This is a genomic window from Myxococcus hansupus, assembly GCF_000280925.3.
GTDB classification, from domain to species: Bacteria; Myxococcota; Myxococcia; order Myxococcales; family Myxococcaceae; genus Myxococcus; species Myxococcus hansupus.
This window is the reverse complement of sequence record NZ_CP012109.1, coordinates 8,207,222-8,232,450: the sequence shown is the minus strand read 5'-3', so window position 1 is coordinate 8,232,450 and position 25,229 is coordinate 8,207,222. Positions and strand designations below refer to the sequence as shown.

Below are 25,229 nucleotides of genomic sequence, written 5' to 3'. Positions count from 1 at the left end.
TTTCTGCTGAGAGAAGTTCTCACAGAAGCCCTGACAAAGTACCCCACCAACGCCGAGAGGCGAAGGTGAGGGGAAGCAAGTCAGGGCTCAATCAAGCGTAGGTAAATAAGAAGTCTTCCAGGCTTGCTGCGAAGAGCAGGAGTCTGGGCCTTGGTTTCGAGTTTCGACAATCCGCCGGGAGGCGGGCGTGAAACAAGAGATTAGGGCAAGTAAGCTACTAAGGGCGTGCGGTGGATGCCTAGGTGCCAAGAGGCGATGAAGGACGCGGGTGGCTGCGAAAAGCCCCGGGGAGCTGTCAACCGAGCGTTGATCCGGGGATGTCCGAATGGGGAAACCCAGCACTGCGAATAGCGGTGTTACCTTCCACTGAATACATAGGTGGAATGGAGCTAACCAGGGGAAGTGAAACATCTCAGTACCCTGAGGAAGAGAAAACAATGAGTGATTCCCAAAGTAGTGGCGAGCGAAATGGGAGAAGCCCAAACCGAAACCACGAAAGTGGCGTCGGGGTAGAGGGTCCACGGTAGGACTTTGACTTGCTAGCGGAAGCTCCTGGAAAGGGGCACCAAAGAGCGTGATAGTCGCGTACGCGAAAGCGGGTTGGAGCTGAGTGGGTTACCCAAGTAGGGCGGGACACGTGCAATCCTGCCTGAATCAGCCGGGACCATCCGGTAAGGCTAAATACTCCTTGGCGACCGATAGTGAACAAGTACCGCGAGGGAAAGGTGAAAAGAACCCCGGTGAGGGGAGTCAAAAGAACCTGAAACCGCATGTCTACAAGCAGTTCGAGCACTACGGGGCAACCCAGTGCGAGAGCGTACCTTTTGCATCATGATTCGGCGACTTAATATACGTAGCGAGGCTAAGCCGTTAGGTGGAGCCGTAGCGAAAGCGAGTCCGAACAGGGCGAAGAGTTGCGTGTATTATAACCCGAAGCGGGGTGATCTACACATGGCCAGGTTGAAGTGCGGGTAACACCGCATGGAGGACCGAACCCGTGAAAGTTGAAAATTTCTGGGATGAGCTGTGTGTAGGGGTGAAAGGCCAATCAAACTCCGTGATAGCTGGTTCTCCCCGAAAGATATTTAGGTATCGGCTCGGGCAATTCAATGCCGGAGGTAGAGCACTGGAACGGCTAGGGGTCTCACCAGATTACCAAACCGTACCAAACTCCGAATGCCGGCAATTGTTATCCCGGGACGCAGTCAGTGGGTGATAACGTCCATTGGCAAGAGGGGAATAACCCAGACTGACAGCTAAGGCCCCCAAATCTAGTCTAAGTGAACACTAGAAAGGATGTGGCAGGTCATTGACAACCAGGAGGTTGGCTTAGAAGCAGCCATCCTTTAAAGAAAGCGTAATAGCTCACTGGTCAAGACAGGCCGCGCCGAAAATGTAACGGGGCTCAAGACTAGTGCCGAAGCTTCGGGTCACACGTAAAGCGTGTGGCGGTAGGGGAGCGTCCCAGTTGCAGCGAAGGTCGACTGAAAAGGCGGCTGGAGCGGCTGGGAGTGCTGATGCCGAAATGAGTAGCGATAAAGGGGGTGAGAAACCCCCTCGCCGTAAGCCCAAGGTTTCCTGGGTCAAGTTAATCTTCCCAGGGTTAGTCGGAACCTAAGCCGAGGCCGAAAGGCGTAGGTGATGGAAAGCGGGTTAATATTCCTGCACCATCTTGTGAGCGTTGAACTAAGGGAGGACGGAGAAAGCTAGGCGAGCTGACCGGTGGTTGTGTCAGTCTAAAGGTGTAGGGGTGTCGCGTACGAATAAAGGCGCGGCAGCTATCCCCGAGACTCCATGGCGCCCCGTAAGGGGTAAGTCGCTGATGCTCTGCTTCCAAGAAAAGTCCCGTAGGGAGCTTACAGGGTGTCCGTACCGTAAACCGACACAGGTGGGCGAGGAGAAAATCCTAAGGCGCTTGAGAGAACTCTCCTCCAAGGAACTAGGCAAATTTCCACCGTAACTTCGGAAGAAGGTGGGCCTCTGGTAGGTGTAGGCGTACAGCCGAAGCTGAGAGAGGTTGCAGAGAAATGGCGGTAGCGACTGTTTACCAAAAACACAGGACTCTGCGAAGGCGACAAGCCGACGTATAGGGTCTGACTCCTGCCCGGTGCTGGAAGGTTAAGGGGATTCGTCAGCCGCAAGGTGAAGCGATGATCCGAAGCCCCAGTAAACGGCGGCCGTAACTATAACGGTCCTAAGGTAGCGAAATTCCTTGTCGGGTAAGTTCCGACCTGCACGAATGGAGTAACGACTTCCGCGCTGTCTCGGAGAGGGACTCAGCGAAATTGAAATAGCTGTGCCGATGCAGTTTACCCGCAGCAAGACGGAAAGACCCCGTGAACCTTTACTATAACTTGACAGTGACACTAGGGATTGACTGTGTAGGATAGGTGGGAGCCTTTGAAGCCGGGCCGCTAGGTTCGGTGGAGGCAACGGTGAAATACCACCCTGTTGATTTCTGGTGTCTAACCATGTCCCGTCAGCCGGGATTGGGACACTGTCTGGTGGGTAGTTTGACTGGGGCGGTCGCCTCCCAAAAAGTAACGGAGGCGCGCGATGGTTCCCTCAGCCCGATTGGAAACCGGGCGTCGAGTGCAATGGCATAAGGGAGCTTGACTGCGAGACGGACACGTCGAGCAGGTGCGAAAGCAGGTCATAGTGATCCGGTGGTCCTGAATGGAAGGGCCATCGCTCAACGGATAAAAGGTACTCCGGGGATAACAGGCTTATCTCCCCCAAGAGTTCACATCGACGGGGAGGTTTGGCACCTCGATGTCGGCTCATCGCATCCTGGGGCTGGAGCAGGTCCCAAGGGTTTGGCTGTTCGCCAATTAAAGCGGTACGCGAGCTGGGTTCAAAACGTCGTGAGACAGTTTGGTCCCTATCTGCTGTGGGCGTAGGATACTTGAGAGGCTCTGACCTTAGTACGAGAGGACCGGGTTGGAGGCACCGCTGGTGTACCAGTTGTCTCGCCAGAGGCATCGCTGGGTAGCCATGTGCCGATTGGATAACCGCTGAAAGCATCTAAGCGGGAAACCGACCTCAAGACCAGGTATCCCGGGCGCAAGCCCCTGAAGACCCGTCGAAGACTACGACGTTGATAGGCCGGGTGTGTAAGCGTGGTAACACGTTCAGCTAACCGGTACTAATTGGTCGTGAGGCTTACTTTCCCCATTCTCTTGCATGCCCCCTCAAGGGGAGTAAGGGACTCGGGGCCAAGGCCGAGGCTCGAGTGCGACACGCACTCGCCTGGAAGACGTACCTACGCACAGCGAGACTTCGCTTAGCAGAAATTCGAAACTTACCCTTTGTATGCACTGTCGCTTGTTTTCCGGTGGCTATGTCGGAGGGGTCCCACCCGTTCCCATCCCGAACACGGAAGTTAAGCCCTCCAGAGCCGATGGTACTTCGCGGGAAACCGCGCGGGAGAGTAGGTCGCTGCCGGATTCTTTTTGAGAAACCCCTGGTGTCCCTCGTGGACGCCGGGGGTTTTCCTTTTTGGGGCCCTGGGGCTGTCTCAGCGTTGGCGCCGTCCGCGCAGCCAGCGCACGCCCCCGTAGACCGCCGCGGCCAGCACCGCCGCCAGCAGCAGCAGGTGCTCGGCGTGCGCCGCCCCTTTCGCCACCGCGTCCACGCTGTGCGAGAAGGCGTAGCCCAGCCCCACCACCACCGGCACGCTCAGGCACAACGCCAGCCCGTCCCACAGCAGGAAGTGGCGCAGCCGCATGCCCTGCACCGCAGCCATGATGAAGACAGTCCCCCGGAGCACGGAGAGGAAGCGTCCGAAGAAGACGCAGCGTCCGCCGTGGCGTGCATAGAGGCGGGCCAGCCTCTCCCGGCGCTCGGGCGTCAGGACTTTCGCGAGACGTGGATGCGCATACAGGCGCGGTCCCAATCGCTTCGCGGTGAGAAAGAGCGCCGTGTCGCCGCAGAGGACGCCCACCAGGCCCACGGCGAGCGCCAACGCGATGGGCAGCACCTCCCGGTGCGCGAGGATGCCCAGGGAGAGCAGCACCAGGTCCTCGGGGATGGGGACGCCCAGGCCTCCCGCCACCAGCGCGGCGAAGAGGAGGGCCGCCGAGCCATGTGAAATCAGCCACGGAAGTGGACCTGCGGCCATGGTGTCCTTCCTTCTTCAGACAGGGGCGCTGGGGCCGGCCGGGGGAGAGGTGCCGCGTTCCTGCCGGAAGAGCAGGAGCTCCCGCGTGATGATTTGGACGGTGGCCGCCACGGGGACCGCCACCACCGCGCCGACGACGCCCGCCAGCTCCGCGCAGAACAGGATGGAGAGCAGGATGAGGAGCGGGTTGACGTGCACCGTGCGCCTGAAGATGAGCGGCGCCAACACGTTGCCCTCGAGCTGCCCGTACAAGAGGAAGTAGATGAGCGCGGCGAGCGCCACCCAGGTTCCCTGCGTGGCCCACGTCAGCAACGTGATGAGTCCGCCTGTCACCAGCGGCCCGACATAGGGGACCAGGCTCGAGAGCCCGCTGGCGATGCCCAGCGGGAGGAAATAGGGCAGCCCCAGGATGGCCAGCATCGCCGTGGTCAGCGTCGCGTTGACCGTGCAGATGAGCGCGAGCCCGGAGAGGTAGCCTCCCGTGGCGCCATAGATGTTCCGGAGGACGCGGACGTACCGCATCCGATGCTGGGGCCCGATGAGGGCCAGGCCCTTGCGAATCAGGTCTCCGCCGAACGTCAGCATGAAGACGACGAGGAAGAAGACGGTCAGGGCGGAGACCACCATGCCCAGCACGCCTCCAATCGCTCGCAGCACCAGCGAGGGAAGCGCGCCGGTGGCGAGACTGGGCGTCGCCTCCTCGAGCCTGCGCGCCCAGCCCAGTGCTTGGAGCCGTTCACTCGCCACTCGGAAGAGCCGCGAGTTGCGCAGCTCCTCCACGAGTTGGGGCCACTGATGGACCAGGGCGTCCAGTTGATCCGCCGCCGCCGGAATCACCAGCAGCGCGAGCGTGGCGACCACCAGCAGGAGCGCGGTCATCACCGTGGCGATGGCCGCCAGCCGAGGCGTCTTCCTCCGCTCCAGCCAGGAGACGCCGTGTTCCAGCGCCAGGGCCAGGATGACGGCGACGCCCGTCAGGGTGAGGGCCACGCGCGTTTTCACCACGAGGGTGACGAGCGCCACCACCGCGAGCACGGAGGCGCAGACGGTGAACACCGTCGTGGGTGTGACCTGGGAGCGTTGCCCCCTGCCGTCTCGCTCCAACACCGCCGCTCCCGCTCACGTCCCGCGCCACCCAGGGACGTGCCCACACCTGCACGTGTGGGCCACCCACCCTGGGGTCCAGGGGTGTTTCCGACCTGGACCGATGGGAGCGACTCAACGGGGTCGCGAACGGAGTTGCTCCACGCGCCTCGCGCCCATCCGGGATGCGAGGCGCTGGGCCACCAGGGACTACGGTACGGTGTTTCAGTTCCGCGACGGGAAGACGCCTTCCAGGGCGATGATGAAGTTGATGCAGAGGAAGGGCGACATGTTGTTGTGTGGCTGGCTGCCTCCCGCGATGCCGATGGCCGCGGGGTTCATCGTCCCGTCAATGGGCGCGGCGCGGTAGTTGAGCACGGTCGCGGTGGAGTCCGCGGCGAGCACGGTGCCCACGGGTGTTTCCGTATCACCCGCCTGGCTGCTGACGTTCAGCGAGTGGCTGTGCGCCGGCATCTGGTTCGCAATCAGCGTCACCGTCTCCGTGCCGCCCTGCTCCCCCAAGGTGCGCGGGGAGAGGCCCGGGCCCTGCCCCGGCTGCATGGGGTAGCGGCCACGCAGGTCCGGCAGCGCGAACGTCGTCTGTCCGTTGCCTCCATAGGTGGTGCCGAGGATGGCGAAGAGCGCCGTGTTCTGGGCGATGGAGAGAATCTGTCCCTGGCAGAAGGCCCAGCCCCGCGGAGCGAAGTTGCCTGCGAACATCATGACCTGACCGATGAAGGGCTCTGACACGTGCATCTACCTTTCGAGAAGAGTGCTGCCTGACCTCGCCCAATCCCTGAGCAAAGGTCCGGCCAGCGCCTTCCGTCGCCCTGTTTCAGGGCGGTGTGACAGCGGGATGCAGTGAAACGTGCGGAATGGCGGCCCATTGTCTTGGTGTGTCATGCGCGAAGCTGCGTTCATGCGACACGCGGATGCGTTCCGCCCAAACGCTGGCTGCTCGCGTGCTGGCACAACGCGGACGCGTCCATCTCGGACGCCAGGGCAGTGTTTCGTGACCTCCGCTCCCGGAGAGAATGGGCTTTGTCCCTGCGGGACCTGATGGGTTGGCCTGAGTCTGTTGATGTGGCGTGAGGCTTGCTCAGGGCTCCGCGGGACGACGTTCCACGACGAGGAGACCGGCAGATGACGCGTATGAACTGGCGACGCCCGATGTACCCCAAGTGGTTTCAGGCGATGCCGCTGACGGCACTGCTCGTGCTGTCGGCGTGTGACGGGGGCTCGCAGGGGCCTCAGGGTCCACAAGGGCCCGCCGGACCCGCGGGTGCGCCCGGTGCCGATGGGGAGCAGGGCGCGCAGGGGCCCGCCGGAGCTGCTGGACCTCAAGGTGAGCCCGGTGCCACGGGCCCTCAGGGCGAGCGCGGTCCGGAAGGTCCCGCCGGCGGCCCCGAGGGACCGATAGGTCTGTCCGCGCTGGTTCGCACCGAGGTCGAGGCCTCGGGTGAGAACTGTGATCAGGGCGGCGTGGTGGTTCGGACGGGCATCGACGTCAACCGCAACGGCGAGCTCGAGGAGGGCGAGGTCAATGAGGCCCTGACCCGCTACGTGTGCAACGGCGACCTGGGCCCGGTCGGCTCCGTGGGGCCGCAGGGGCCCGTGGGGCCGCAGGGCCTCCGTGGCGAGCAGGGCGTTCAGGGGCCCGTGGGGGCGCAGGGTGACCAGGGCATCCAGGGCGAGATCGGCCCCGTGGGGCCCGCTGGCGCGACAGGGCCCATGGGTGCCGAGGGGCCGCAAGGTCCCACGGGAATCCAGGGGCCCGTAGGCCCCGCTGGCGCGACAGGACCCGCGGGTGAGGTGGGCCCCGCGGGACCGACGGGCGCGGCGGGTCCTCAGGGCCCTGCAGGCGCGACAGGACCCGCGGGTGAGGTGGGCCCCGCGGGACCGACGGGCGCGGCGGGTCCTCAGGGCCCTGCAGGCGCGATTGGACCTGCGGGAGCGACCGGCCCGGCGGGAGCGCCGGGGCCCACGGGTGCGAACGGGCCGCAGGGGCCTCAAGGGCCCACGGGTCGCTGGGCGCCTATGGTGATGGCTCGGGTGGGGCGTACAACGTTCCCATCGCCAGCACCGTGGACCTGACGACGGCGGCGGGCTACGCCACGTTGGCGGGCCGCCAGCACCTGCAGTTCACGAACGTCTCCATCGTGGGAACCCTCATCGTCCCGAGCGGCACGGTCATCCGGGCCACGGGGGACGTCAACATCTCCGGGACCCTCATCGTGGCCCCCAGCGCGGAGGACAACGGCACGGGCCCCGCGGAGGCCGGTGTGGCGCGCGCGGCGGCGGGTGAGCCGCAGGGTGGCCGCGGGCAGTTCGCGCTCCAGGCCGCTCAGCTCCTGCGCCCGGGCAATCAGGGCGGTGGCGCGGGCGCCAAGCAGGCTGGCGTGGCTGGCGGCGAGGGTGGTGGCTCTCTGGTCATCCTCGCGCAGGGCGCCATCACCATCCCCGTTGCGGGCGCCATCAACGCCAACGGCGTCACGGGCGGCTCCGCCTCCAACCTGCCGGGCTCGGGCGGAGGCGCTGGCGGTGTCGTCGTCCTCGCGGGCAAGGGCGCCATCACCGTGGGCGGTAACGTCCGCGCGGTGGGAGGCAACGGCGGCGCCGGGAACAACGCGGGTGGCGCGGGCAAGGGCGGTGGTGGTGGCGGTGGCGGCGGTATCGTCCACCTGCTGTCCTCCAACGCGCCCAACGTGACGGGGGGCATCCTGGTGGGCGCCGGGTCCGCGGGTGTCACCGCGAATCCCACGGGGGCCAGCCAGGCCATCACCGCGGGTGGTGGCGGTGGCGCGTGCGGCGGCAATGGCGGCTCGGGTGGTGGCGGAACGCTCGCGGTTCCGCAGCCGTCCGAGGCCGGCGCCGCGGGCTACGACCTGCGGACGGTGACGCCCACGCCGGAGAACGTGTTCCTGTAACGCATCGCGGTTTGGGGGGATGCGACGGCTCGCGGGCAATCGGCTCGCGGGCCGTTCGTGTTTCAGGGGCGTGGCGCGGGCCGCCACGTCATGGACACGTAGGGGTCGGCCGCCTCCGGGGAGGGCGCGGCGTCCGCCTCGAAGCCCAGGCGCTCGTACAGCCTGCGCGCGGGGTTGGTTCGAAGCACTTGCAGCCGGAGGGGAGCACCGGCCTTCGCGGCCTCGTCGCGCACGTGGGTCAGCAGCCGGGTGCCCACACCGCCGCCCTGGTGTTGGGGCAGCAGGGCGATGTCCACCACCCGCCACTCCGGGGTGGTTCTCGCGACGAGGAGGCGCCCCACGGGTTGGCCGTCGCGGCACACCACCTGATGGTCGGCGCCGGGGTAGCGGGCCGCCCAGTCGTGGGACTGCGCCATCCACTGCATGCGGAGGAAGGCGTCGCGCTGCGCTGGCGCCCAGCCCCAGGCGGCCAGCTCGTGCTCGCGGGTGCTGACGTACAGCGCGAAGAGGAAGGGCTCGTCCGAGGCCGTCGCGGCGCGCAGGTCGATGGACACAGTGCCTGGGAGCATGGCTCGCCGGGCGAGGACGCGTCCACCAGCGGACGTCGAGGCGCCGCGCCGTCATCCGCCCAACGGCGGATGCAAGCAACCGCAAGTCCAGACGTCCTGGCCTTCGAGGTCAGACGTCAGACCCCCATGAGATTTTAGAGCCGTTCCCGAAGGAGCCACGCCATGAAGAAGACGCGAGATGAAACGCCCCTGCTCCAGGAGGTCGGTGAGACCGAGGCGCGGTGGCGCGGCCTGGCTGCCCGCCTGGTGGAGCTGGGCGAGGACGCGATGGACGCGCAGTTGCTGGTGGCGTTCCGCGCCGCCCGCGAGGAAGGCGTGGTGCCTCCGGACGCGGGCTTCTTCCTGGTGGCGCACATCCTCACCTCCATGGCGGACGAGGCGATTGGCGAGGCGCCCAGCGTGTGCCGGCTGGCGCTGGAGCTGGAGCTGATGGAGCGCGAGTACGGCGTGGAGCAGGGGGCCTGGCTCAGCGGCGAGGAGGCTCCCCCGAGGACTGGGAGGCGCTCCACGCGGCGTATGAAGCCGCCTGTGACGAGGCCCGCGCCACCTTCTTCAGTGCCTACGGCGAAGAGGAGATGGCCCGGCTCTACCTGGAGGACCGCTTCACCTTCCACCGCCGCTTCGAGAGCGGGCGCCGCTTCTTCCACGGCTTGCCCATGCTGCCCGAGCATCTTCACTGACTCTCAGCTTCTCAATTTCTCTCAATCAAATGATGTGAGTCGAGAACCGCGCATTGTTGGTGGAATGTTGCGGTTACAAAGTGTGGATTAGCAAGACTTCAAGGTAGCTCAATGCGGCGTTGGTGATGCTGTTTGCGTCGCCCTGGCGTTTTCCGTCGCCACACCCTATTTCGGCGCTCACTTCCGGTCGGCGGGGGCGGTGGCGGGGAAGATGTCAATGCATACCATCGGTGTGGAGACTCGAAACTCCAAGGCGAGTCTCAAGCAGCTTCGCTGCTCGGCGGCGCGTGTCTCTGGCTGAAGTCCCCTCCAAGGACCCAGGGTCGCGCGCCGCCGCTCTTTTTTCCGCAGGACTGTGTCGGGATTGTCACGGCGGTCTTCGGTGAGACAGGGCGCTAGATTCGCGCGCCATGACGACCGACTCCGCCCACCGTCTCCTCGACCTGCTCTGGGAGCGCTACGCCGCGGAGGTGCCCTATGCGCGCACCTTCGTGCAGCTCTCCGGGGGCAGCTTCCGCAATGACCACGTCGCGCTTCGCTCGCTGGCCCGGCCCGGTGGCGGCATCTCGCTTTTTTCCCAGCCCTTCGTCCGGCTCGGTTGGAAGCCCGCGGGCGCGTATACCTTTCCTGACGCGCATCTCTCCGCCATCTATTTGTCACATCCAGCCGGCCTGCCGCGCGTCTTCATCTCCGAGCTGAAGCAGGAGGAGCTGTCTGCGCGCGCGCGCCAACTGCTCGCGGCCCTGCCCGAGGATTCCGCGCCGCCCGAGGACGTGGAGGCGCTCGCCGCGTGGTTCTCCTCGCCAGAGGCTCCGCCGGACGAAGCCGCGCTCCTGGAGCTGGAGAAGGAGTCTCAGTACGGCGCCTGGCTGCTCGCCTTCGGCCGCAAGGTGAACCACTTCACGGGGTCGGTGGATGACGTTGAGGTGTGGCAGCGCCGCATGCGTGAGGCGGGTGTGCCCATGAAGGCGGACATCGAGGGCGCGCCGGGGACCTCGCTGCGGCAGACGGCCACCGCGGCCGCGCCGCTGCCCATTTCACTTCGAGGCGGAGGCAGCCGCTCCTGGCCGTATGCCTACTTCGAGATTGCCCAGCGCACGCCGGACTTCGACGGCTTCCTCGGGCCCCAGGCGCGCGCGCTCTTCGACATGACGAAGCGGGGCGAGTAGGCCCGCCTCCGCGTCGTCAGTCCGTCCCCTGGGTGGGCTCGGCGGGCTTGCCGGGCTCGCCTCGGGGGGCGAGCAGCGCGTTGAGGACGTGGTCTCGCCACTGGCCATCGATGAGCAGCAGCTCGCGCGCGAAGCCCTCCACGTGGAAGCCCAGGCGCTTCAGCACGGCGGCGCTGCGGACGTTCTCCGGCAGGTGGTTGGCCTGGAGCCGGTGCAGGCCCATGACGGTGAAGGCGTAGTCACACAGGGCGCGCAGGGCCTCCGTCATCAGGCCCTGGCCCTCGTAGCGGTGGTCCAGGCCGTAGCCCAGGTCGGCGGACTGCAGCGGGCCGCGCCGGATGTGGGTGAGCGACGCGTTGCCGATGATGGGCGCGAGCCCGAAGGGCTGGTCCCGGGGCAGCAGGAACACGCGCAGCGACAAGTCGTGCCGGAAGTCCTCGCGGTCCTGCGCGAGCCGCGTGCGCCAGTACGTCACCGAGAAGAAGTTGGCGGGCCGCGTGGGCGACACCGCGGCGACGTGGTCCCGGTTCGCCTCGTGGTAGGCGAGCGCCCGCCAGGCCGCATCCGGTGGGAGCTGCACCAGATGCAGGCGCTCGGTGGTGATGAGGCTGGGAACGGCGTTGGAGCCCATGGCGGCCGGCATTCAACTCCGGTGCCCGCTGGATTTCAGCGGCGAGGTGACGTGTCTCCGTCCTGGGGCGAGCGCTCGGGAAGGGCCGGGGCTTCCTCGGTGCCGCTGCCTCCCACGGCCGTGTCGCTTCGGGAGACGATGATTTCCACGCGCCGGTTGTTGGCCCGGCCCTCGGGGGTGCCGTTGCTCGAGACGGGCCGGTACTCCCCCAGGCCGCGCGCTTCGATGCGGTCCCGGCTGACGCCCTGGCTGATCAGGAACTCGCGTACGCGCTCCGCGCGCCGGTACGACAGCGCCTCGTTCATGGCGTCCGAGCCCATCGAATCCGTGTGGCCCTCGATGAGCAGGGGGCTGTCGGACTCCTTCAGCGCGGCGGCCACCTTCGTCAGCCGCTCCCTCGCCGCCGGGAGCAGGTCCACCGCGTTGGGGGCGAAGAGCACCGGGCCGGAGAGCGTCAGCACCAGGCCGCGTGCCTCCTCGCGCACCTTCACGTCGCGCGTCGTCGTCTCCAGCCGCGTCAGGGCCTCGGTGGCGCGCTCCTCCGCGTCGTGGCGGGCCTGCCGCTCGAGCTCCAACTCACGCTCCGCCTGCCGACGCGCTTCCTGCTCCGCTTCCAGCTCCGCGGTGCGCTGGAGCAGCTCATGGTTCTCCTGTGCGAGCCGCTGGGTTTCCGCCTCGGCGCGCAGCCGCCGCTCCTCCGCGTCCTGGCGCCGCGTGGCCTCCTCCGCCAGGCGCTGCGTCTCCGCCTCCTGCTGTCGCGCCACGTTCCGCAGTCGCTCCGCTTCCTGCTGGCGGCGCTGGGCGTCCACTCTCAGTCGCTCGGCCTCCTGTTGCTGCGACTGCGCGAGCTGGCGGGCTTCGTACTGCTGTTGGAGGGCATGCTGGCGCTCGCGTTCGGCCTGGGCGACCTGCTGGCGGGCCGTGTCCACCTCGGCTTGGGAGCGCTGCCACTGGAGCGCCTGGGCCTGCCGGAGCGCGTCCGAGGCCTCGGCCTGCCGGCGCGCGGCCAGGTCCGCGGTGCCGAGCGCATCCGCCGTCTCCGCCTTGCGAAGCGCCACGTAGGACAGCGAGCGCGTGCGAGGTGAGTCCTGGCTGCGGTCATACTCCCGCTCGGCCTCCAGCAGCGCGTCGCGGGCCTGCGCCACGTCCCGGGGACGCGCGTGGCCCTGCGGACTGGTGGAGACGTCCTGATACGCCGCGCGCGCGTTGAGGAGCTCTTGCGGCGGGGGCGTGTGCGCGCACCCCACGGCCACCAGTGCCGTGGCCCCGACAAGGGCCTTCCATCCATGCTTCAGCATGTCTCGCTCTCCTCTCGAGGTTGTCGGCTCACTGCTGCAGGGCTCGGCGCAGGGACTCCGCCTGGGCGGCGGTGCGGCGGGACTCGCGCTCCAGCGGCACGGCCCGGGCCAGCGCGTGCGCCAGCTCCGCGTCCGCGGTGGCTTGCCGGAAGCGCAGCTCCGCGGCCTCCTGCTCACCTTCCACCCACAGCCGCTCCGCGTCCGCGAGCTGTTGCCGCGCGAACTCCAGGTGGAGCGCCGCTTCCGGGACGCGGCCCGCGCCAGCGCCCTCGGCCGCGCGCAGGGATGCCTCTGCCTGCACGCGCTGTTCGTTCGGCGCAGGGAGCACCTGCCGCCCCGCGCATCCCACCATCGTCAGGCCCAGCAGCACCGCCACCAGCTTGGGGCGCATGTTCTCTCCTCCCAAGTCACGCGGATGATGAGGGCGCGTCACGCCGCCGCGCCCAGACCTAGAGGTGAGGACGCGACGACAGGCCGGCAATTCGACCGTGGCAGGGCCGCCCGAAGAGCAGCCGGGCAACCACGCGGGCGCTTCCGTCTCCACGCGAGGGACTTCCCTGGGACAGGCGCGGCGAGGCTGGCAGGAGGGGCGTCGCTGGGGGTAGAGAGGGCGGCATGCGCCTGCACCTGGTCGATGGTACGTACGAGCTCTACCGCGCCCACTTCTCGCCCCGGCCGGGACATGCCGCGCCGGATGGCCAGGACGTGAAGGCCACGGTGGGGTTGATGTCCTCGCTGCTCGCGCTGCTCCATGACGCGGACGAAGCGGTGACGCACGTGGCGGTGGCCTTCGACAACCCCATCCGCTCGTTCCGCAACGCGCTGTTCGACGGGTACAAGAGCGACGAAGGCGTCCCGCCAGAGCTGCATGCGCAGTTCGACCTGGCGGAGGAGGCGGTGCGCGCGCTGGGTGTCATCGCGTGGTCCATGAAGGAGCAGGAGGCGGACGACGCGCTGTCCACCGCCGCGGCCCGGTGGGCGGACGAGGTGGAGCAGGTGCGGCTGCTCACGCCGGACAAGGACCTGGGCCAGTGCGTGCGCGGCAGTCGCGTGGTGCAGGTGGACCGGCGGCAGGAGAAGGTGCTCGACGAGGACGCCGTGCGCGCGAAGCTGGGCGTGCCGCCCGCGAGCGTGCCGGACCTGCTGGCGTTGATGGGCGACGCGGCGGACGGCATCCCCGGGCTGCCGGGCTTCGGAGAGAAGGGCGCATCCACGCTGCTGAGCGCGCATGGCCACCTGGAGGACATCCCCGCGGAGGCATCCGAATGGAAGGTGCGTCCCCGGGGCGCGGAGAAGCTGGCCGCGACGCTGCGCGAGCACCGCGAGGCCGCGCTGCTGTACCGGCGGTTGGCCACACTGGTGACGGACGCGCCGCTGCCGGGCACGTCGTCGCTGGCGGACCTGGAATGGAAGGGCGTGCCGCGGGGCGCGTTCGAGGCCTTCTGCGACCGGCTGGGGCTCACGTCGCTCAAGCGCCGCCCCAAGCGGTGGGCGCCCTGAGCCGCGCTAGCCCGTGGCCTCGCCATCCCGCGGCAGGGCCGTGGGCGCGTGGCGCGGCAGTCGCACGGTGAACGTGGTGCCCTCCGCCTCGGAGGAGTGCGCCTCCACCGTGCCGCCGTGGGCGAGGACGATGCTGCGCACGATGTAGAGCCCCAGGCCGATGCTCCGGCGGCCCTGGTCTTCCAGGCGGACTGTGGCGCGCTCCAGGGGCTCGAAGATGCGCGACTGGCGCTCGGGCGGAATCGGCGGGCCCTGGTTGTGGACCTCCAGCACCACGCCGTCCGCGTCGCCTCGCGATGTCACGCGTACGGAGGTGCCCGGCGGGCTGTACTGCAACGCATTGCCCACCAGGTTGCCAATGAGCTGCGCCAGCCGGTCCGGGTCCCAGGTCCCCAGGCCATCGCCGGTGCGCTCCGTCTCCAGCTTCCGTTCGGGCCAGCCGGCGTGCACTTCGTCCAGCACGGAGCGCACCATCTCGTGCAGGTCCATGGGCTGGGGGTACACCGGAAGGCCCGTGCCCTGGCGCGCCCGGGTGAAGTCGAGCAGGTCGCGAATCATCCGCGTGGCGCGGTCCGCCGAGCTGCGGATGCGCTGGGCCTGCCGCTCCTGCCGCTCGTCCAGGGGGCCGCGCTGGAGCAGCATGGACACCGCCAGCGTGATGGCGCCCAGCGGGTTGCGCAGGTCGTGGCTGACGATGCCGATGAGCTGCCGTTCGAAGTCGGCGCGCGCGCGCATCTCCTCCGCGCGCTCCGACTCCTTGCGCCGCGCATCCACCGCGTCCGTGACTTCCACCGCGAACAGGATGACGGCCGTCACCTGCCCGCTGGCGTCCAGCATCGGCTGGTACATGAAGTCGAAGTAGCCCTCCGTGAGCGGCTCGCCCGGCTGCTGGGCGATGCTCACGGGCAGCTCCCGGGCGCTGAAGGCCTCGCCGGTGGCGAACACCGAGTCCAGGAGCCCCAGGACGCCTTGGCCCTCCAATTCGGGCAGCGCCTCGCGCAGCGTGTGCCCGACGAGCGGACGCTCGCCGAAGCGCTGCCGCAGCCGCGCGTTGGCCACCACGCAGCGCTGGTCCGGCGCGCTCAACACGCCGAGGAGCGCGGGCACCTGTTCGAAGAGCGTGGCCAGCAGCGTGCGCTGCCGGTCCGACTCTTCCCGCGCGCGGCGCTCCAGCTCCAGCAGCCGTGTCCGCGCGGCTTCGGCTTGCTGGTGCTCGGTGATGTCCTGCATCGCGCCCACCACCTGGATGGCGCGGTCGTTCGCGTCGCGGATGATGTGGCAGCGGTCCGCCACGTGCGCCCAGGTGCCGTCACCGCGTTGGAAACGGTAGATGTCCTGCCACTCGTGCTCCGGGCCCGCCACCGTGGCCTGGAGCCCCGAGACGACGCGCTCGCGGTCCTCGGGGTGGAGGCGGTCCTCCCACCAGCGGTGCTCGTCCTGAATGGAGCCGGGGGCGTAGCCGAACACCTCGTGCAGGCCCGTGGTCCAATCCATGAGGCCCGTGCGCGGGTCCCATTCCCAGACGGCGTCACGGGTGGCGCGCGCGGCCAGCCGGAAGCGCAGCTCGCTGCGCCAGGCGCGCTCCTCGGCGGCCTGGACTTCCGTGAGGGTGCCTTCCAGCAGCCGCCGTCGCGCGCGCTCCTCTTCCAGCGCCTTGCGCCGGCTGCGCTCCCACTGCGCCAGGGCCTGGACGCGCGCGGCGAGCTCCACCGGGCGGAACGGCTTGAACACGTAGTCGTTGGCCCCCGCGGTCAGCCCTTCGACCACGTCCTCCGCGCGCGTGTTGCCGGTAAGCAGCAGCACCGGGAGCTGCTCGGTGGCGGGGTTGCCGCGGATGAAGCGGCAGACGTCCAGCCCCGACATGCCGGGCAGGTACCAGTCCAGGACGAGCACCTCGGGCGCGGGCCGCTGCGTCAGCGCTTCCAACAAGGCCGGGCCGTCCATGAATCCGGTGACCTGGCAGCCGGGCTCCAGCGCGCGGCAGATGGCCTGGGTCTCTACCGGACTGTCGTCGAGCACCCAGACCACGGGGGGCGACGGCGCGACGAGGGGGGTGGGGGGCACGGGTGCCCGTGGCTCTAGCAACCGCCTCTTGCCCAGGTCAAATGCTCGAAGGCGGGGAGGGTGCGCGGCGCCTGCCTCCTTGTTCGCCGTGCGTCAGACGCGAGGTTCGGCCCGTACGCCGAGTCCGCATGAACCCGGCCGCGTCCGGCGGTAGAAGAGGGGCATGTCCGTACAACCACTGAACATGCCCGCCGATGATGACTGGGTTCCCAGCGCGGAAGACCTGCCCTATCAGCGCCTGGGAGGGATGGACGCGGCGAAGGCCCTGTCCGAGGCCTTCTATGACGCCATGGATGCCCACGAGCCAGAGCTGGCGAAGCTGCACGAGCTGGACGCCGAAGGGCGGGTGAACCGCGGGACGCGGGAGCGCTTTGGTCTGTTCCTCGCGGGCTGGCTGGGCGGCCCCCAGGACTACATGGCGCGCCATGGCCACCCCCGGCTGCGGATGCGGCACGGCCACCTGCCCGTCGGCGTCTCCATGCGGGATGCGTGGCTGCGCTCCATGCAGCGGGCCATGGACGCCCGTGGCATCACCGGTGGCCTGCGCCGCTTCCTGGATCAGCGCTTCGCCCAAGTGGCGGACTTCCTGCGCAACGTCGAGGAGTGAGCGTTACGCCCGCTGCATGGCGGGCGCGTGGGGCGGCAAGGCAGGCGGGTGGGTGGTGGGGGGCCGCAGGCGTGTCCCCGGGCGCACCCGCAGGTTCGCCAGGGTCTTCACGTCATGCACCAGTCGCAGCGCGGCCAGGGCCTGTATCGCCCAGTACCCCGGGTCCGGCTGCCGCCAGCCGCGCCCCATCTGCGCCGAGGCCGGATAGGCGTGGTGCGTGTTGTGCCAGGCCTCGCCCATGCTGAGGAGCGCGAGCCAGCCGGCGTTGCGCCCCTGTTCGGCGCAGCCCGTCAGCTCGTAGGGCTGTTCGCCTTCCACGTGGCTCACGTAGTGGACGCACCAGAAGCCATCCTGGGTGAGGGCCAGCCGCACCAGGATGCCCCAGGCCACCCAGGCCGCGCCGCCCAGGGCATACAAGGCGGCGGCGAGCGGGAGTTGCAGCCACAGGCCCGCGCGCTCCAGGCCCCGGTGGAAGGCGAGGTCCTCCCCGTCCAGGCTCGCCGGTGGATACGGGGCATCCTCACGGGCGTGCCAGGTGTGGAAGAGCGCGTAGGCCATGGCGCTGAGGAAGCCGTCCCGGTAGCCGAAGTAGGCGGGGCAGTCCGCCTCCGGCTGGTTCTGATGGAAGTCTCGCAGCTCGTGCATGCGGCGCATGGCGATGGGGCCGCCCAGTCCCGCCAGCGTCCCCAGCAGCGCCAGGGGGCGCTCCACCCAGCGCGGGGCACGGAAGGCGCGGTGGATGAGGCCTCGGTGCAGGCCCACCGAGACGCCCAGGCACATCGTCAACGCCGTCAGCCCGGCGAAGACGAGCACCGCGCTCCACGAGAAGAACGCGGCGCCCCCCACCAGGGCCCCCAGGTGCAGCAGGCTCCAGCGCCACACCTTGCCTCCGTCCCGCTTCGCCGCGCCCCACCGCGTGTCGCCTGTGTCCATGGCCCGTTCCTTTCGGAGCCGGTCCATCGCAAGGGGCCTGCCAGGCGCGAACGGGCCTGTTTCCGGGCGGTTGCGCGGTGTGGGGAGGGGCGGGTGTCAACGCCGTTCACAGCGCGCCGCCAAGGCCGTGGACGGGGGCGTGGGAGCAGACAGGCAAACGGGCGAGGTGTCGGCGGATGTCTTCCACGCCGCAAGCCGTCCGCGCCAGGGCCGCCCAGGTGAATGACAGGCCAATATCCCGTGTCCAGACTGGCGTTATCCCGCCAGGTAAGAACGCGAGGAGGTCTCCACATGAAGCGTTGGCTGATGCCGCTCCGCCGGAGCGTGTTGGTAATGGGGATGCTGCTGGGGGCGGGGACGGCGGTCTCCGCGCCTCAAGATGACGCCATCAAGCTGAAGATTGCCTTCCAGTCGTTCAGCCTGGAGATGACGCCGGAGTCGGTGACGGGCGCCGACTTCCAGATTGCGCGCGCGCCGGGGTTGTTGAAGGGCCGGGCGCTGCGCGGGGACTTCACCCTGACGCTGAAGGACGGCCTGGTGGAGGGGGCGCTGGGCGGCTCGCCGGTGAACGTGAAGGTGACGAAGGAAGGGGACGCCATCGTCGCCAAGGGTGGCTTTGGCGGGCGCCCGGTGAACCTGAAGCTGAGCCCCAGCGAGCTGACCGTGTACGTGCGCGACTGCACCTACCGGTTGAAGGCGGAGGACTCGAACCGCTTCTACGCGGGCCGACGGAGCTGCGACCGGGCCATGACGCCCGGGACGGAGGTGTGGCTGCCGGACGAGTTCCTCGCGGCGAGCCCCGAGGAGAAGGTGGCCCTCCTGTTCCTCGCGCTGTGAGCCGTGCCCTGGCGCGGGTGGGCGCCCTCACCCGCGCTGTCGCGGCAGCAACACGGAGAAGGTGGAGCCCACGCCCTGCTCGCTGTGCACGGTGATGCTGCCGCCCATGGCTTCGACCACCTGCCGGACAATCCAGAGGCCCAGGCCCACGCCTTCGTAGGCGCGGCCGGGGACGGCGCGCTCGAAGCGCTGGAAGATCTGGGGCAGGTGTTCGGGCGCGATGCCGATGCCGCCGTCACGCACGTCCAGCCGGACCTGCGCGTCGGTGCCGCTCAGCTCGACCTGGATGGGGTTGCCGCGGCCGTACTTCATCGCGTTGGACAGGAGGTTGGTGAGCACCTGGTCCAGGCGCAGCCGGTCCCAATGTCCCGGAGCGTCGGGGGGCAACGTCAGGGTCAGGAGGCAGCCGGAGCCCGCGAGCTCGGGCTCGAAGCGCTCCGCCACCTCGCGAACCAGGGCGCCCAGGTCCATGGGCTCGGGGTTCAACTCCATCCTGCCCGCGTGGATGCGTGACAGGTCCAACAGCGCGTCGATGAGGTGCGCCTGCCGCTTCGTCAGCCGTCCCATCAGGTCCAGGCCGCGCTGAAGCCGCTCCCGGGGCGGCGCTTCGGTGGCGCGCTCCAGCAGGGCGCGCAGGTTCTGCACCTGGAGCTGCAGCGCGCTGACGGGGGACTTCAGCTCGTGGCTGGCGATGGCGAGCAGCTCCTCGCGCGTGCGGCTGGTCCGCAGCGCTTCTTGATAGCGCCGGGCGTTGTCCAGCGCGAGCGCGGCCCGGTGTGCCAGCGCGTTCGCCAGCGCCACGTCGCGGGCGTCATACGTGCGCTCGGACGTGGTGAAGGTGAGCGCGCCCGGGACCTGGCCGTGCCTTCCCAGGGGCACGCACAACCACGAGGGCGGCCCGGCCTGCAGCGCCGCTTCGCCGGAGGTGATGACGTTCGCCACCGCCTCCTCGGTGGGCGCCTGGGCCTCCGCGTCCAGCCGGGTGGCGTGCGCGTCCTGTCCCGAGGAGACCACGCACCGGACCCGACCTTCCGCGTCCTCCAGGTAGACGCGGCAGGACTCGGCGTGGGCGGGCACGGCCAGCCGCGCCAGGTGCTCCAGCGTCGCGTCCGGTTCCAGGCTGGCGGGGAGCACCTCACCCGCCTCGAACAGGATGCGCCGGAACGCGTCGCTCCGCCGTCGCTCGGTGAGGTCCACCAGCATTCCCAGGCATTGCGCTGGGCCAGTGGGCGTGGCGACGCAGGAGGTCCACAGCTCCACGTGGAGGGGCGCGCCGTCGCGGCGTTGGAGTTCCAGCTCGAATCCTGGGAGCACCTCGCCCTGGACCACCTGCTCCAGGTGGCGGCGGAACGCGTCCCACTGGGCCTTGGGGACCCAGGGGGCGCGGTGCCCCAGGACTTCGTCCCGCTCCCAGCCGAACAGCCGTTCGGCGGCGGGGTTCCACAGGCGCACCGTGCCATCCAGGTCCAGCAGGTGAATGGCCACGGGAGCGGCTTGGAGGATGGCTTCCATCAACGCTGGACCCCGTGCTCCGGGATGCCGAGCCTCTGCCTGACCGAATGCCGCCACCATCGTCATCGCGTCCCCCCACCCATTCACCCAAGGGAACATGGCTGTAACGAGACGAGGAGCGTCCGCGCGGGCAGGGCGGCTCGGTGGCGCGGCTGGCGAACATCCGAGTGGCGGGATTGTTCGTTCCGGACGCACTCCCCGCCCTGGGGCCCTGTGACGGCGAGGCGGGGACGCGTCCTGCGCACAGGGGCGTACTCCGGATGAAACACGGTGGCAGTTGCTCCGGGCCCGCTTTCAGATAAAGCGCGGGTTCGTGAAAGCCACCACCACTGGCGTGCCGGGCGGCGAAGACGTGAAGAAGGGCCCGGATACCTTCAAGCGCTCGGCGCTGCTGGCCCTCGGGGCCCTGGGCATCGTCTACGGCGACATCGGAACGAGCCCGCTGTACGCGCTGCGCGAATGCTTCACGGGGCCTCACGGCATCCCGCCAACGCCCGCGAACGTGTTGGGCGTGCTGTCGCTCATCTTCTGGTCCCTCATCATCATCGTGTCGGTGAAGTACCTGCTGCTGGTGATGAAGGCGGACAACCGGGGCGAGGGCGGCATCCTGGCGATGATGGCGCTGGTGATGCAGCGCCAGCGCGGGCAGCCGCCCCACCGCACGCGGCCGGTGCTGATTACGTTGGGCATCTTCGGCGCGGCGCTCCTCTATGGAGACGGCATCATCACCCCCGCCATCACCGTGCTCAGCGCGGTGGAGGGCCTGCACGTCGCCACGTCGCTGTTCGACCCCTACGTCATCCCCATTGCCCTGGTCATCCTGGTGGGGCTCTTCCTGGTGCAGCGGCATGGCACCGCGAGCATCGGCGCCGTCTTCGGGCCGCTGATGTGCGTGTGGTTCCTCACCCTGGCCGGGCTCGGCGTGAAGGAGCTGGTCCACAACCCGGCGGTGCTGGGCGCGCTGTCGCCCTGGCATGCGGTGGAGTTGTTCCGGCACAACCACCTGCACGGCTTCCTGGTGCTGGGCGGCGTGTTCCTGGTGGTGACGGGCTGTGAGGCCCTCTACGCGGACATGGGCCACTTCGGCCGCAAGCCCATCCAGCTCGCGTGGTTCTCCATGGTGCTGCCCGCGCTGATGCTCAACTACCTGGGGCAGGGGGCGCTGCTGCTGCGCGACGCCAGCGCCGCGCGCAACCCCTTCTTCCTGCTGGCGCCCTCCTGGATGTTGTACCCGCTGGTCGCGCTGGCCGCGGCGGCGGGGGTCATCGCCTCGCAGGCGCTCATCTCGGGGGTGTTCTCGCTGACGCGCCAGGCGATGCAGCTTGGCTACAGCCCGCGCATGGAGGTGGTGCACACCTCCGCCGAGGAGATGGGGCAAATCTACCTGCCCGGTCTGAACTGGGCCCTGCTGGTGGGCGTGGTGGCGCTGGTGCTGGGCTTCGGCTCCTCCAGTGCGCTGGCGTCGGCCTACGGCATCGCGGTGTCGACGGCGATGGTCATCACCACGCTGATGGCCTACGTCGTCGCCCGGGAGCTGTGGGACGTGCGGCGGCGGCTGGCCATTCCGGTGGTGGGGCTGTTCCTGGTGGTGGAGCTGGCCTTCTTCGGCGCCAACGCGGTGAAGGTGGCGGACGGCGGCTGGTTCCCGCTGCTGATGGGCGGCATCGTCTTCACCCTGATGACGACGTGGAAGCGGGGGCGCGACATCCTGGCGGCCAAGCTGCGCGCGTCCAGCATCCCCCTGAAGCAACTGCTCGACAGCTTCGGGGACCACCCGCCCATCCGGGTGCCCGGCACGGCCATCTTCATGACGGGCAACGCGGAGGGCACGCCGCCCGCGCTCTTGCACAACCTCAAGCACAACAAGGTGCTCCACGAGCAGGTGGTGTTGCTGACCATCCTCTCCGAGGAGCTGCCCCACGTGCCGCCCGAGGAGCGCGTGGAGGTGGAGCCGCTGGAGCAGGGCTTCGTGCGGGTGATGGCGCGCTACGGCTTCATGGAGAACCCGGGCATCCCCGACGTGCTCAAGCGCTGCCGCGAGAAGGGGCTCCAGTTCCAGTTGATGGGCACCAGCTTCTTCCTCGGGAGGGAGACGCTGATTCCCACCAAGCGCCCGGGCATGGCCGTCTGGCGTGAGTCGCTGTTCGCCTGGATGAGCCGCAACGCCCGCAGCGCCACCGCCTACTTCCGCATCCCGCCCAACCGGGTGGTGGAGCTGGGCGCGCAGGTGGAGTTGTAGCGCCGTGAACGCCTGACCCAGGGCGGGTGTGGCTTGCCCCACATCTGCCCTTGACTCTTTGCGTCGAATGGCGATGCTGTACCCCTGGCTGTGCCTACCTGCCACATCTCCGTCTGGATTTACCTTTCGGGCGGAAAATTACGGCAGGAAGCAACAAAACGGACCGTGTCCCGAGAATCATTTTCGTTCGGCGGAATTTAGTCCTCCGGACGGAACGAAGCTCGGTACCACGCCAACCGGTGTCCCCCGACACCCCTCGTCCGAAACCAGGTCAGCCCCATGCTCGACATCGTGCCCGCGTCCGCGAACTCCGCTGTTGCCCCTGCTTCCGCCTGGGCTCCGCAGGAGCAGACGCTGCAGACGCTGTCGGGCCTGGCGCCGCACACGGTGCTGACGCACGCGGACCTCTACCCGCGCATCTGCGTGCGGGACCCGTACTACGCCCTCAAGGACGTGACGGTGATGGGCGAGGGCGAGGTGGTGGCGCGCATCCCGGTGCAGCAGGACCCGGACGCGGAGGCGGGCCCCATTGGCCTGGCGGAGGCGGGGCGGCACCTGGCCATCCTGGGCTCGTGCGCGTCCGCGCTGATGTCGCCCAAGGACGGGCAGCACTTCTACCTGGCGTGTGGCGCGCGCGGTCAGTGGCTGCGCCCGGAGCCCATGGGCCGCACCACGGACCTGCTGTGGGGCCTGGCGAAGGCGGAGTTCACCGGCCGCCGCACGGCCACCGCGCGCACGCTGCTGTCGCTGCCGGACGGCACGCCGTTCTTCCGCCTGGAGGTGGACTACAACGTGCTGTCGGCCGCCGCCTTCACGCGCCTGTTCGGTGAGGCGCGGGTGGAGATGCGCCGTGAGCCGCGCCGGGACGACGGCGTGCAGCGCACCCCCGAGGAGTGGGCCAAGCTGCGGCAGAACCCCTACAGCAAGCCGCTGGCGCTGCGCGACTGGCGCCCGGATGGGGAGAGCCTGTCGGCCTCGCTGGGGCCGGTGACGTCGGAGCTGTGCAAGGGGCACTTCGCGCTGCACCCGGTGATGCCGGTGGCGGTGGTGGCCAGCGGCATGACGCGGGTGGCGACCACGCTGCTGCGCCGCCTGGAGGGCGCGCCGTGGGCCCGCTGCGTCGCCTCGAACGTGCGGCTGGCCGCGGACAGCCTGGCCTACGCCGGCCAGACGGTGACCTTCGGCGCGCACCGCACCGAGCACTCGGGGGCCACGCACACCTTCACCTGCCAGGCCTCGGTGGGTGAGCGCGTCGTCGCCGAGCTCGACGTCACCTACACCCGCGTGGACTGAGGCCCCGCGCCTAATCCCACTGGATGGCGTAGTCCGCGCTGTCGATGCCTCGGGGCGTCGCGCGCGCGGTGCCGCGAAGGTTCAGGACCTTCAGCGCGCCGGTGAGGATGCCCTCGTGGTACGCGGGCGGCAGCATGTCCCGGCGCATGTGCAGGGTGCCGGAGGTGGGGCCGGTGGGGACGTAGTCGCGGCTGCCGTAGCTGACGGCCGCGCTGTAGCCCATCTGCACGCCGGCGAAGAGCTTCTGCGGGTCTCCGCGGGAGATGATTCCGAAGATGAGCATGCCCGGCCCGGTGGAGAAGCGCGCCACGTCCCGCTCGCCGCAGGCGTGGAAGACGGCGGCCTCGGGGCCCACGCTCAACTCGAGGACATCCGCCGCGCGGTAGAGCAGCGTCAGGAAGTCCCGCGCCGGGTAGGTGAGCAGGTCCGAGTACGCGGCCGTCAGCGCGTCCGCGCGCACCGTCTCCAGCCCCGCCAGCCCCGCGTGCTGCTGCACGAGGCTGAGCACCGACTTGAAGAACAGGCCGCGCACCGAGTCACCGGATTGCACGGCGTCGAGGCGGGCCGCGAGCTCCGTCTTGTTGGACGGCATGGGGTGACTCCTCACACCTCGTCGAGGAGCATCGGGGCGAAGCCCGCCGCGTCACACGAGGCCAGGACATATCGTACGCCGCCGCGCTCGCCCGTGAAGCCCGCCGCGATGCCCCCCGCGTGCAGGTGGCCATAGACGCACACCTTCGGCTGGAAGGCCTCGATGGGCTCGCTGAAGGCGGTGGCCTTCTCGTTCGCGTACACCGGCGGGAAGTGCACCGCCACCACGCGCACCAGGGGCGTGGCGCTGGCCGCCTCCTTCTTCTTCGCGTCCTCCATGGAGGCCGTGAGCCGGCGCGTCTCGCGCTCCACGTAGCCGGTGTCCGCCGCCTCGTCGCCCATCTCCCCACCCGGCATGGGCGGCGCTTCGGGCGCGGTCCACAGCCGGCTGCCCGCAATCACCCAGGGGCCCATGACGACGGCGTTGTTGTGCAGGAAGCCCTCCAACGTGCGGAACGGCTCCAGCAACTTGCGCAGCTTGGAGGCGGAGTCGCCCCACCAGTAGTCGTGGTTGCCGCGCACCAGCACCTTGCGGCCCGGCCGCGCGTCCAGCCACGCCAGGTCGTCCATCACCTCGTGCGCCCGCGTGGCCCAGGAGATGTCCCCGGCGACGATGACCACGTCCTCCGGGGCCACCCGTTCGTCCCAGGCGCGCTGCAGCGGCAGCGGGTGCTCGTTCCACCCGAAGCGGTGCATGTCCTTGTTCCGGGTGGAGGGGAGGTGGGTGTCGCCAATTCCGAAGAGCCGCATGGGCCTCCTCATAGCGGAAGCCCCGGTCCCTGTCGGCCCCTGAGTCCCTGGGACTCGCGGGCCTTCATTCGACGAAACGATGCATGCGTCCGGTGCTCCTCGAAAAAGAAAGTGCTCCTGGATTGAGGGTAAAATTGATTTACTTCTCTCTGTCTCAAAACACGTCACTGCGACACGGGGTGGCCAGTCGGGCGCTCGGCGGGGGGCGTCCCACATGTGGGAACCCCCTGATTCCAGCAGGTTGGCGGAGGCCATCGCTGGGGCGAAGGCGGATTTCTTGACGGTGGGGTGGAGCATGGATGCTCCACTCGGGTCTCCGGAAAAGAGGTGCTCCCCGCGAAATCGTGGCTGGCATGCATGGTGCTGGGGGTCCGCTCCCTGCGCCGCTCCCGTGGATGGGGGCGACCGTGGAGCTGCTGACCCCCC

At 68.7% G+C, this 25,229-nt stretch carries 21 protein-coding genes and 2 rRNA genes; 11 read left to right on the top strand and 12 right to left on the bottom strand.

The annotated features are described in order from the left end of the window. Positions 1-207 precede the first annotated feature (207 nt). A 23S ribosomal RNA gene (locus A176_RS32405) occupies positions 208-3,170 on the top strand. 160 nt (positions 3,171-3,330) lie between these two features. Next, positions 3,331-3,447 (top strand): 5S ribosomal RNA (gene rrf, locus A176_RS32400). Between the two features lie 70 nt (positions 3,448-3,517). Here rrf and A176_RS32395 read toward each other — a convergent pair. From A176_RS32395 to A176_RS32385, 3 genes are all read right to left on the bottom strand, one after another. Next, positions 3,518-4,120, bottom strand: a complete 603-nt coding sequence (locus A176_RS32395) for a DedA family protein (protein WP_021781335.1) — start codon at positions 4,118-4,120, stop codon at positions 3,518-3,520. A gap of 15 nt (positions 4,121-4,135) precedes the next feature. Next, positions 4,136-5,227 (bottom strand): AI-2E family transporter, encoded by a 1,092-nt coding sequence (locus tag A176_RS32390; protein WP_002638117.1) that lies wholly within the window; start codon positions 5,225-5,227, stop codon positions 4,136-4,138. Between the two features lie 201 nt (positions 5,228-5,428). Further along, complete coding sequence (locus A176_RS32385) at positions 5,429-5,953, bottom strand: phage tail protein (protein ID WP_002638116.1); 525 nt, start codon at positions 5,951-5,953, stop codon at positions 5,429-5,431. A gap of 393 nt (positions 5,954-6,346) precedes the next feature. Here A176_RS32385 and A176_RS41300 point away from each other — a divergent pair, with 393 nt between their 5' ends. Both A176_RS41300 and A176_RS40355 read left to right on the top strand, forming a co-directional pair. Continuing rightward, positions 6,347-7,297, top strand: coding sequence for a DUF7151 family protein (locus A176_RS41300; RefSeq protein ID WP_420811420.1), 951 nt, complete (start codon positions 6,347-6,349; stop codon positions 7,295-7,297). After that, the gene (locus A176_RS40355) at positions 7,288-8,130 is read left to right on the top strand and encodes a hypothetical protein (RefSeq protein ID WP_226994054.1); all 843 of its coding nucleotides are present in this window, start codon (positions 7,288-7,290) and stop codon (positions 8,128-8,130) included. Before A176_RS41300 ends, A176_RS40355 begins: the two co-directional genes overlap by 10 nt. A 62-nt stretch (positions 8,131-8,192) precedes the next feature. Here the strand turns inward: A176_RS40355 and A176_RS32375 are convergent, their stop codons facing one another. Beyond that, positions 8,193-8,699: a GNAT family N-acetyltransferase gene (locus tag A176_RS32375; RefSeq protein ID WP_044890308.1), complete on the bottom strand. Its 507-nt coding sequence runs from the start codon at positions 8,697-8,699 to the stop codon at positions 8,193-8,195. Between the two features lie 162 nt (positions 8,700-8,861). Between A176_RS32375 and A176_RS32370 the strand changes: the two genes are divergently transcribed. Together A176_RS32370 and A176_RS32365 are read left to right on the top strand one after the other, a co-directional pair. Further along, complete coding sequence (locus A176_RS32370; RefSeq protein ID WP_226994053.1) at positions 8,862-9,470, top strand: hypothetical protein; 609 nt, start codon at positions 8,862-8,864, stop codon at positions 9,468-9,470. Between the two features lie 319 nt (positions 9,471-9,789). Further along, positions 9,790-10,548 (top strand): DUF1338 domain-containing protein, encoded by a 759-nt coding sequence (locus A176_RS32365; RefSeq protein WP_002638111.1) that lies wholly within the window; start codon positions 9,790-9,792, stop codon positions 10,546-10,548. Between the two features lie 16 nt (positions 10,549-10,564). On the opposite strand, the gene A176_RS32360 is transcribed toward A176_RS32365, so the two are convergent. Genes A176_RS32360 through A176_RS32350 form a run of 3 tightly spaced genes read right to left on the bottom strand, consistent with a single transcriptional unit; the run spans position 10,565 to position 12,868 of the window. Next, a complete protein-coding gene (locus A176_RS32360) occupies positions 10,565-11,191 on the bottom strand; it encodes a GNAT family N-acetyltransferase (protein WP_002638110.1) in 627 nt (208 codons plus the stop codon). Positions 11,192-11,214: 23 nt separating this feature from the next. Continuing rightward, positions 11,215-12,477 (bottom strand): OmpA family protein, encoded by a 1,263-nt coding sequence (locus A176_RS32355; protein ID WP_002638109.1) that lies wholly within the window; start codon positions 12,475-12,477, stop codon positions 11,215-11,217. A gap of 28 nt (positions 12,478-12,505) precedes the next feature. Next, positions 12,506-12,868, bottom strand: a complete 363-nt coding sequence (locus A176_RS32350; RefSeq protein WP_002638108.1) for a DUF4398 domain-containing protein — start codon at positions 12,866-12,868, stop codon at positions 12,506-12,508. Positions 12,869-13,092: 224 nt separating this feature from the next. Between A176_RS32350 and A176_RS32345 the strand changes: the two genes are divergently transcribed. Further along, entirely contained in the window at positions 13,093-13,977 is an 885-nt protein-coding gene (locus A176_RS32345; protein ID WP_002638107.1) for a 5'-3' exonuclease, read from the top strand. Positions 13,978-13,983: 6 nt separating this feature from the next. On the opposite strand, the gene A176_RS32340 is transcribed toward A176_RS32345, so the two are convergent. Continuing rightward, positions 13,984-16,041: an ATP-binding protein gene (locus A176_RS32340; protein WP_226994052.1), complete on the bottom strand. Its 2,058-nt coding sequence runs from the start codon at positions 16,039-16,041 to the stop codon at positions 13,984-13,986. A 163-nt stretch (positions 16,042-16,204) separates the two neighbouring features. Here A176_RS32340 and A176_RS32335 point away from each other — a divergent pair, with 163 nt between their 5' ends. Next, positions 16,205-16,648: a group II truncated hemoglobin gene (locus A176_RS32335; protein ID WP_002638105.1), complete on the top strand. Its 444-nt coding sequence runs from the start codon at positions 16,205-16,207 to the stop codon at positions 16,646-16,648. A gap of 3 nt (positions 16,649-16,651) precedes the next feature. Here A176_RS32335 and A176_RS32330 read toward each other — a convergent pair whose 3' ends face one another. Continuing rightward, positions 16,652-17,581 carry a fatty acid desaturase gene (locus A176_RS32330; RefSeq protein WP_002638104.1) on the bottom strand — a complete coding sequence of 310 codons (930 nt, stop codon included), beginning with the start codon at positions 17,579-17,581 and terminating at the stop codon, positions 16,652-16,654. Between the two features lie 291 nt (positions 17,582-17,872). On the opposite strand from A176_RS32330, the gene A176_RS32325 reads away from it, so the two are divergent. Next, the gene (locus A176_RS32325) at positions 17,873-18,418 is read left to right on the top strand and encodes a hypothetical protein (RefSeq protein ID WP_002638103.1); all 546 of its coding nucleotides are present in this window, start codon (positions 17,873-17,875) and stop codon (positions 18,416-18,418) included. 27 nt (positions 18,419-18,445) lie between these two features. On the opposite strand, the gene A176_RS32320 is transcribed toward A176_RS32325, so the two are convergent. After that, positions 18,446-19,930, bottom strand: a complete 1,485-nt coding sequence (locus tag A176_RS32320; RefSeq protein WP_226994051.1) for a sensor histidine kinase — start codon at positions 19,928-19,930, stop codon at positions 18,446-18,448. A 277-nt stretch (positions 19,931-20,207) separates the two neighbouring features. Between A176_RS32320 and A176_RS32315 the strand changes: the two genes are divergently transcribed. After that, a complete protein-coding gene (locus tag A176_RS32315) occupies positions 20,208-22,169 on the top strand; it encodes a potassium transporter Kup (protein WP_044890311.1) in 1,962 nt (653 codons plus the stop codon). Positions 22,170-22,448: 279 nt separating this feature from the next. Next, the gene (locus A176_RS32310) at positions 22,449-23,462 is read left to right on the top strand and encodes a hypothetical protein (RefSeq protein WP_002638100.1); all 1,014 of its coding nucleotides are present in this window, start codon (positions 22,449-22,451) and stop codon (positions 23,460-23,462) included. A 10-nt stretch (positions 23,463-23,472) separates the two neighbouring features. On the opposite strand, the gene A176_RS32305 is transcribed toward A176_RS32310, so the two are convergent. Continuing rightward, complete coding sequence (locus A176_RS32305) at positions 23,473-24,054, bottom strand: TIGR02265 family protein (protein ID WP_002638099.1); 582 nt, start codon at positions 24,052-24,054, stop codon at positions 23,473-23,475. An 11-nt stretch (positions 24,055-24,065) separates the two neighbouring features. Beyond that, complete coding sequence (locus tag A176_RS32300) at positions 24,066-24,803, bottom strand: metallophosphoesterase (RefSeq protein ID WP_002638098.1); 738 nt, start codon at positions 24,801-24,803, stop codon at positions 24,066-24,068. Between the last annotated feature and the right edge of the window lie 426 nt (positions 24,804-25,229).

What these genes read in the sequence shown, in the direction of transcription:
- A176_RS32310 (WP_002638100.1), top strand. Translation starts at nt 22,449, where the DNA reads ATGCTCGACATCGTGCCCGCGTCCGCGAACTCCGCTGTTGCCCCTGCT.
- A176_RS32360 (WP_002638110.1), bottom strand. Translation starts at nt 11,191, where the DNA reads ATGCCGGCCGCCATGGGCTCCAACGCCGTTCCCAGCCTCATCACCACC.
- A176_RS32305 (WP_002638099.1), bottom strand. Translation starts at nt 24,054, where the DNA reads ATGCCGTCCAACAAGACGGAGCTCGCGGCCCGCCTCGACGCCGTGCAA.
- A176_RS32330 (WP_002638104.1), bottom strand. Translation starts at nt 17,581, where the DNA reads ATGGACACAGGCGACACGCGGTGGGGCGCGGCGAAGCGGGACGGAGGC.
- A176_RS32395 (WP_021781335.1), bottom strand. Translation starts at nt 4,120, where the DNA reads ATGGCCGCAGGTCCACTTCCGTGGCTGATTTCACATGGCTCGGCGGCC.
- A176_RS32325 (WP_002638103.1), top strand. Translation starts at nt 17,873, where the DNA reads ATGAAGCGTTGGCTGATGCCGCTCCGCCGGAGCGTGTTGGTAATGGGG.
- A176_RS32320 (WP_226994051.1), bottom strand. Translation starts at nt 19,930, where the DNA reads ATGGAAGCCATCCTCCAAGCCGCTCCCGTGGCCATTCACCTGCTGGAC.
- A176_RS32365 (WP_002638111.1), top strand. Translation starts at nt 9,790, where the DNA reads ATGACGACCGACTCCGCCCACCGTCTCCTCGACCTGCTCTGGGAGCGC.
- A176_RS32300 (WP_002638098.1), bottom strand. Translation starts at nt 24,803, where the DNA reads ATGCGGCTCTTCGGAATTGGCGACACCCACCTCCCCTCCACCCGGAAC.
- A176_RS32345 (WP_002638107.1), top strand. Translation starts at nt 13,093, where the DNA reads ATGCGCCTGCACCTGGTCGATGGTACGTACGAGCTCTACCGCGCCCAC.
- A176_RS32355 (WP_002638109.1), bottom strand. Translation starts at nt 12,477, where the DNA reads ATGCTGAAGCATGGATGGAAGGCCCTTGTCGGGGCCACGGCACTGGTG.
- A176_RS32335 (WP_002638105.1), top strand. Translation starts at nt 16,205, where the DNA reads ATGTCCGTACAACCACTGAACATGCCCGCCGATGATGACTGGGTTCCC.
- A176_RS32370 (WP_226994053.1), top strand. Translation starts at nt 8,862, where the DNA reads ATGAAGAAGACGCGAGATGAAACGCCCCTGCTCCAGGAGGTCGGTGAG.
- A176_RS41300 (WP_420811420.1), top strand. Translation starts at nt 6,347, where the DNA reads ATGACGCGTATGAACTGGCGACGCCCGATGTACCCCAAGTGGTTTCAG.
- A176_RS32375 (WP_044890308.1), bottom strand. Translation starts at nt 8,699, where the DNA reads ATGCTCCCAGGCACTGTGTCCATCGACCTGCGCGCCGCGACGGCCTCG.
- A176_RS32350 (WP_002638108.1), bottom strand. Translation starts at nt 12,868, where the DNA reads ATGCGCCCCAAGCTGGTGGCGGTGCTGCTGGGCCTGACGATGGTGGGA.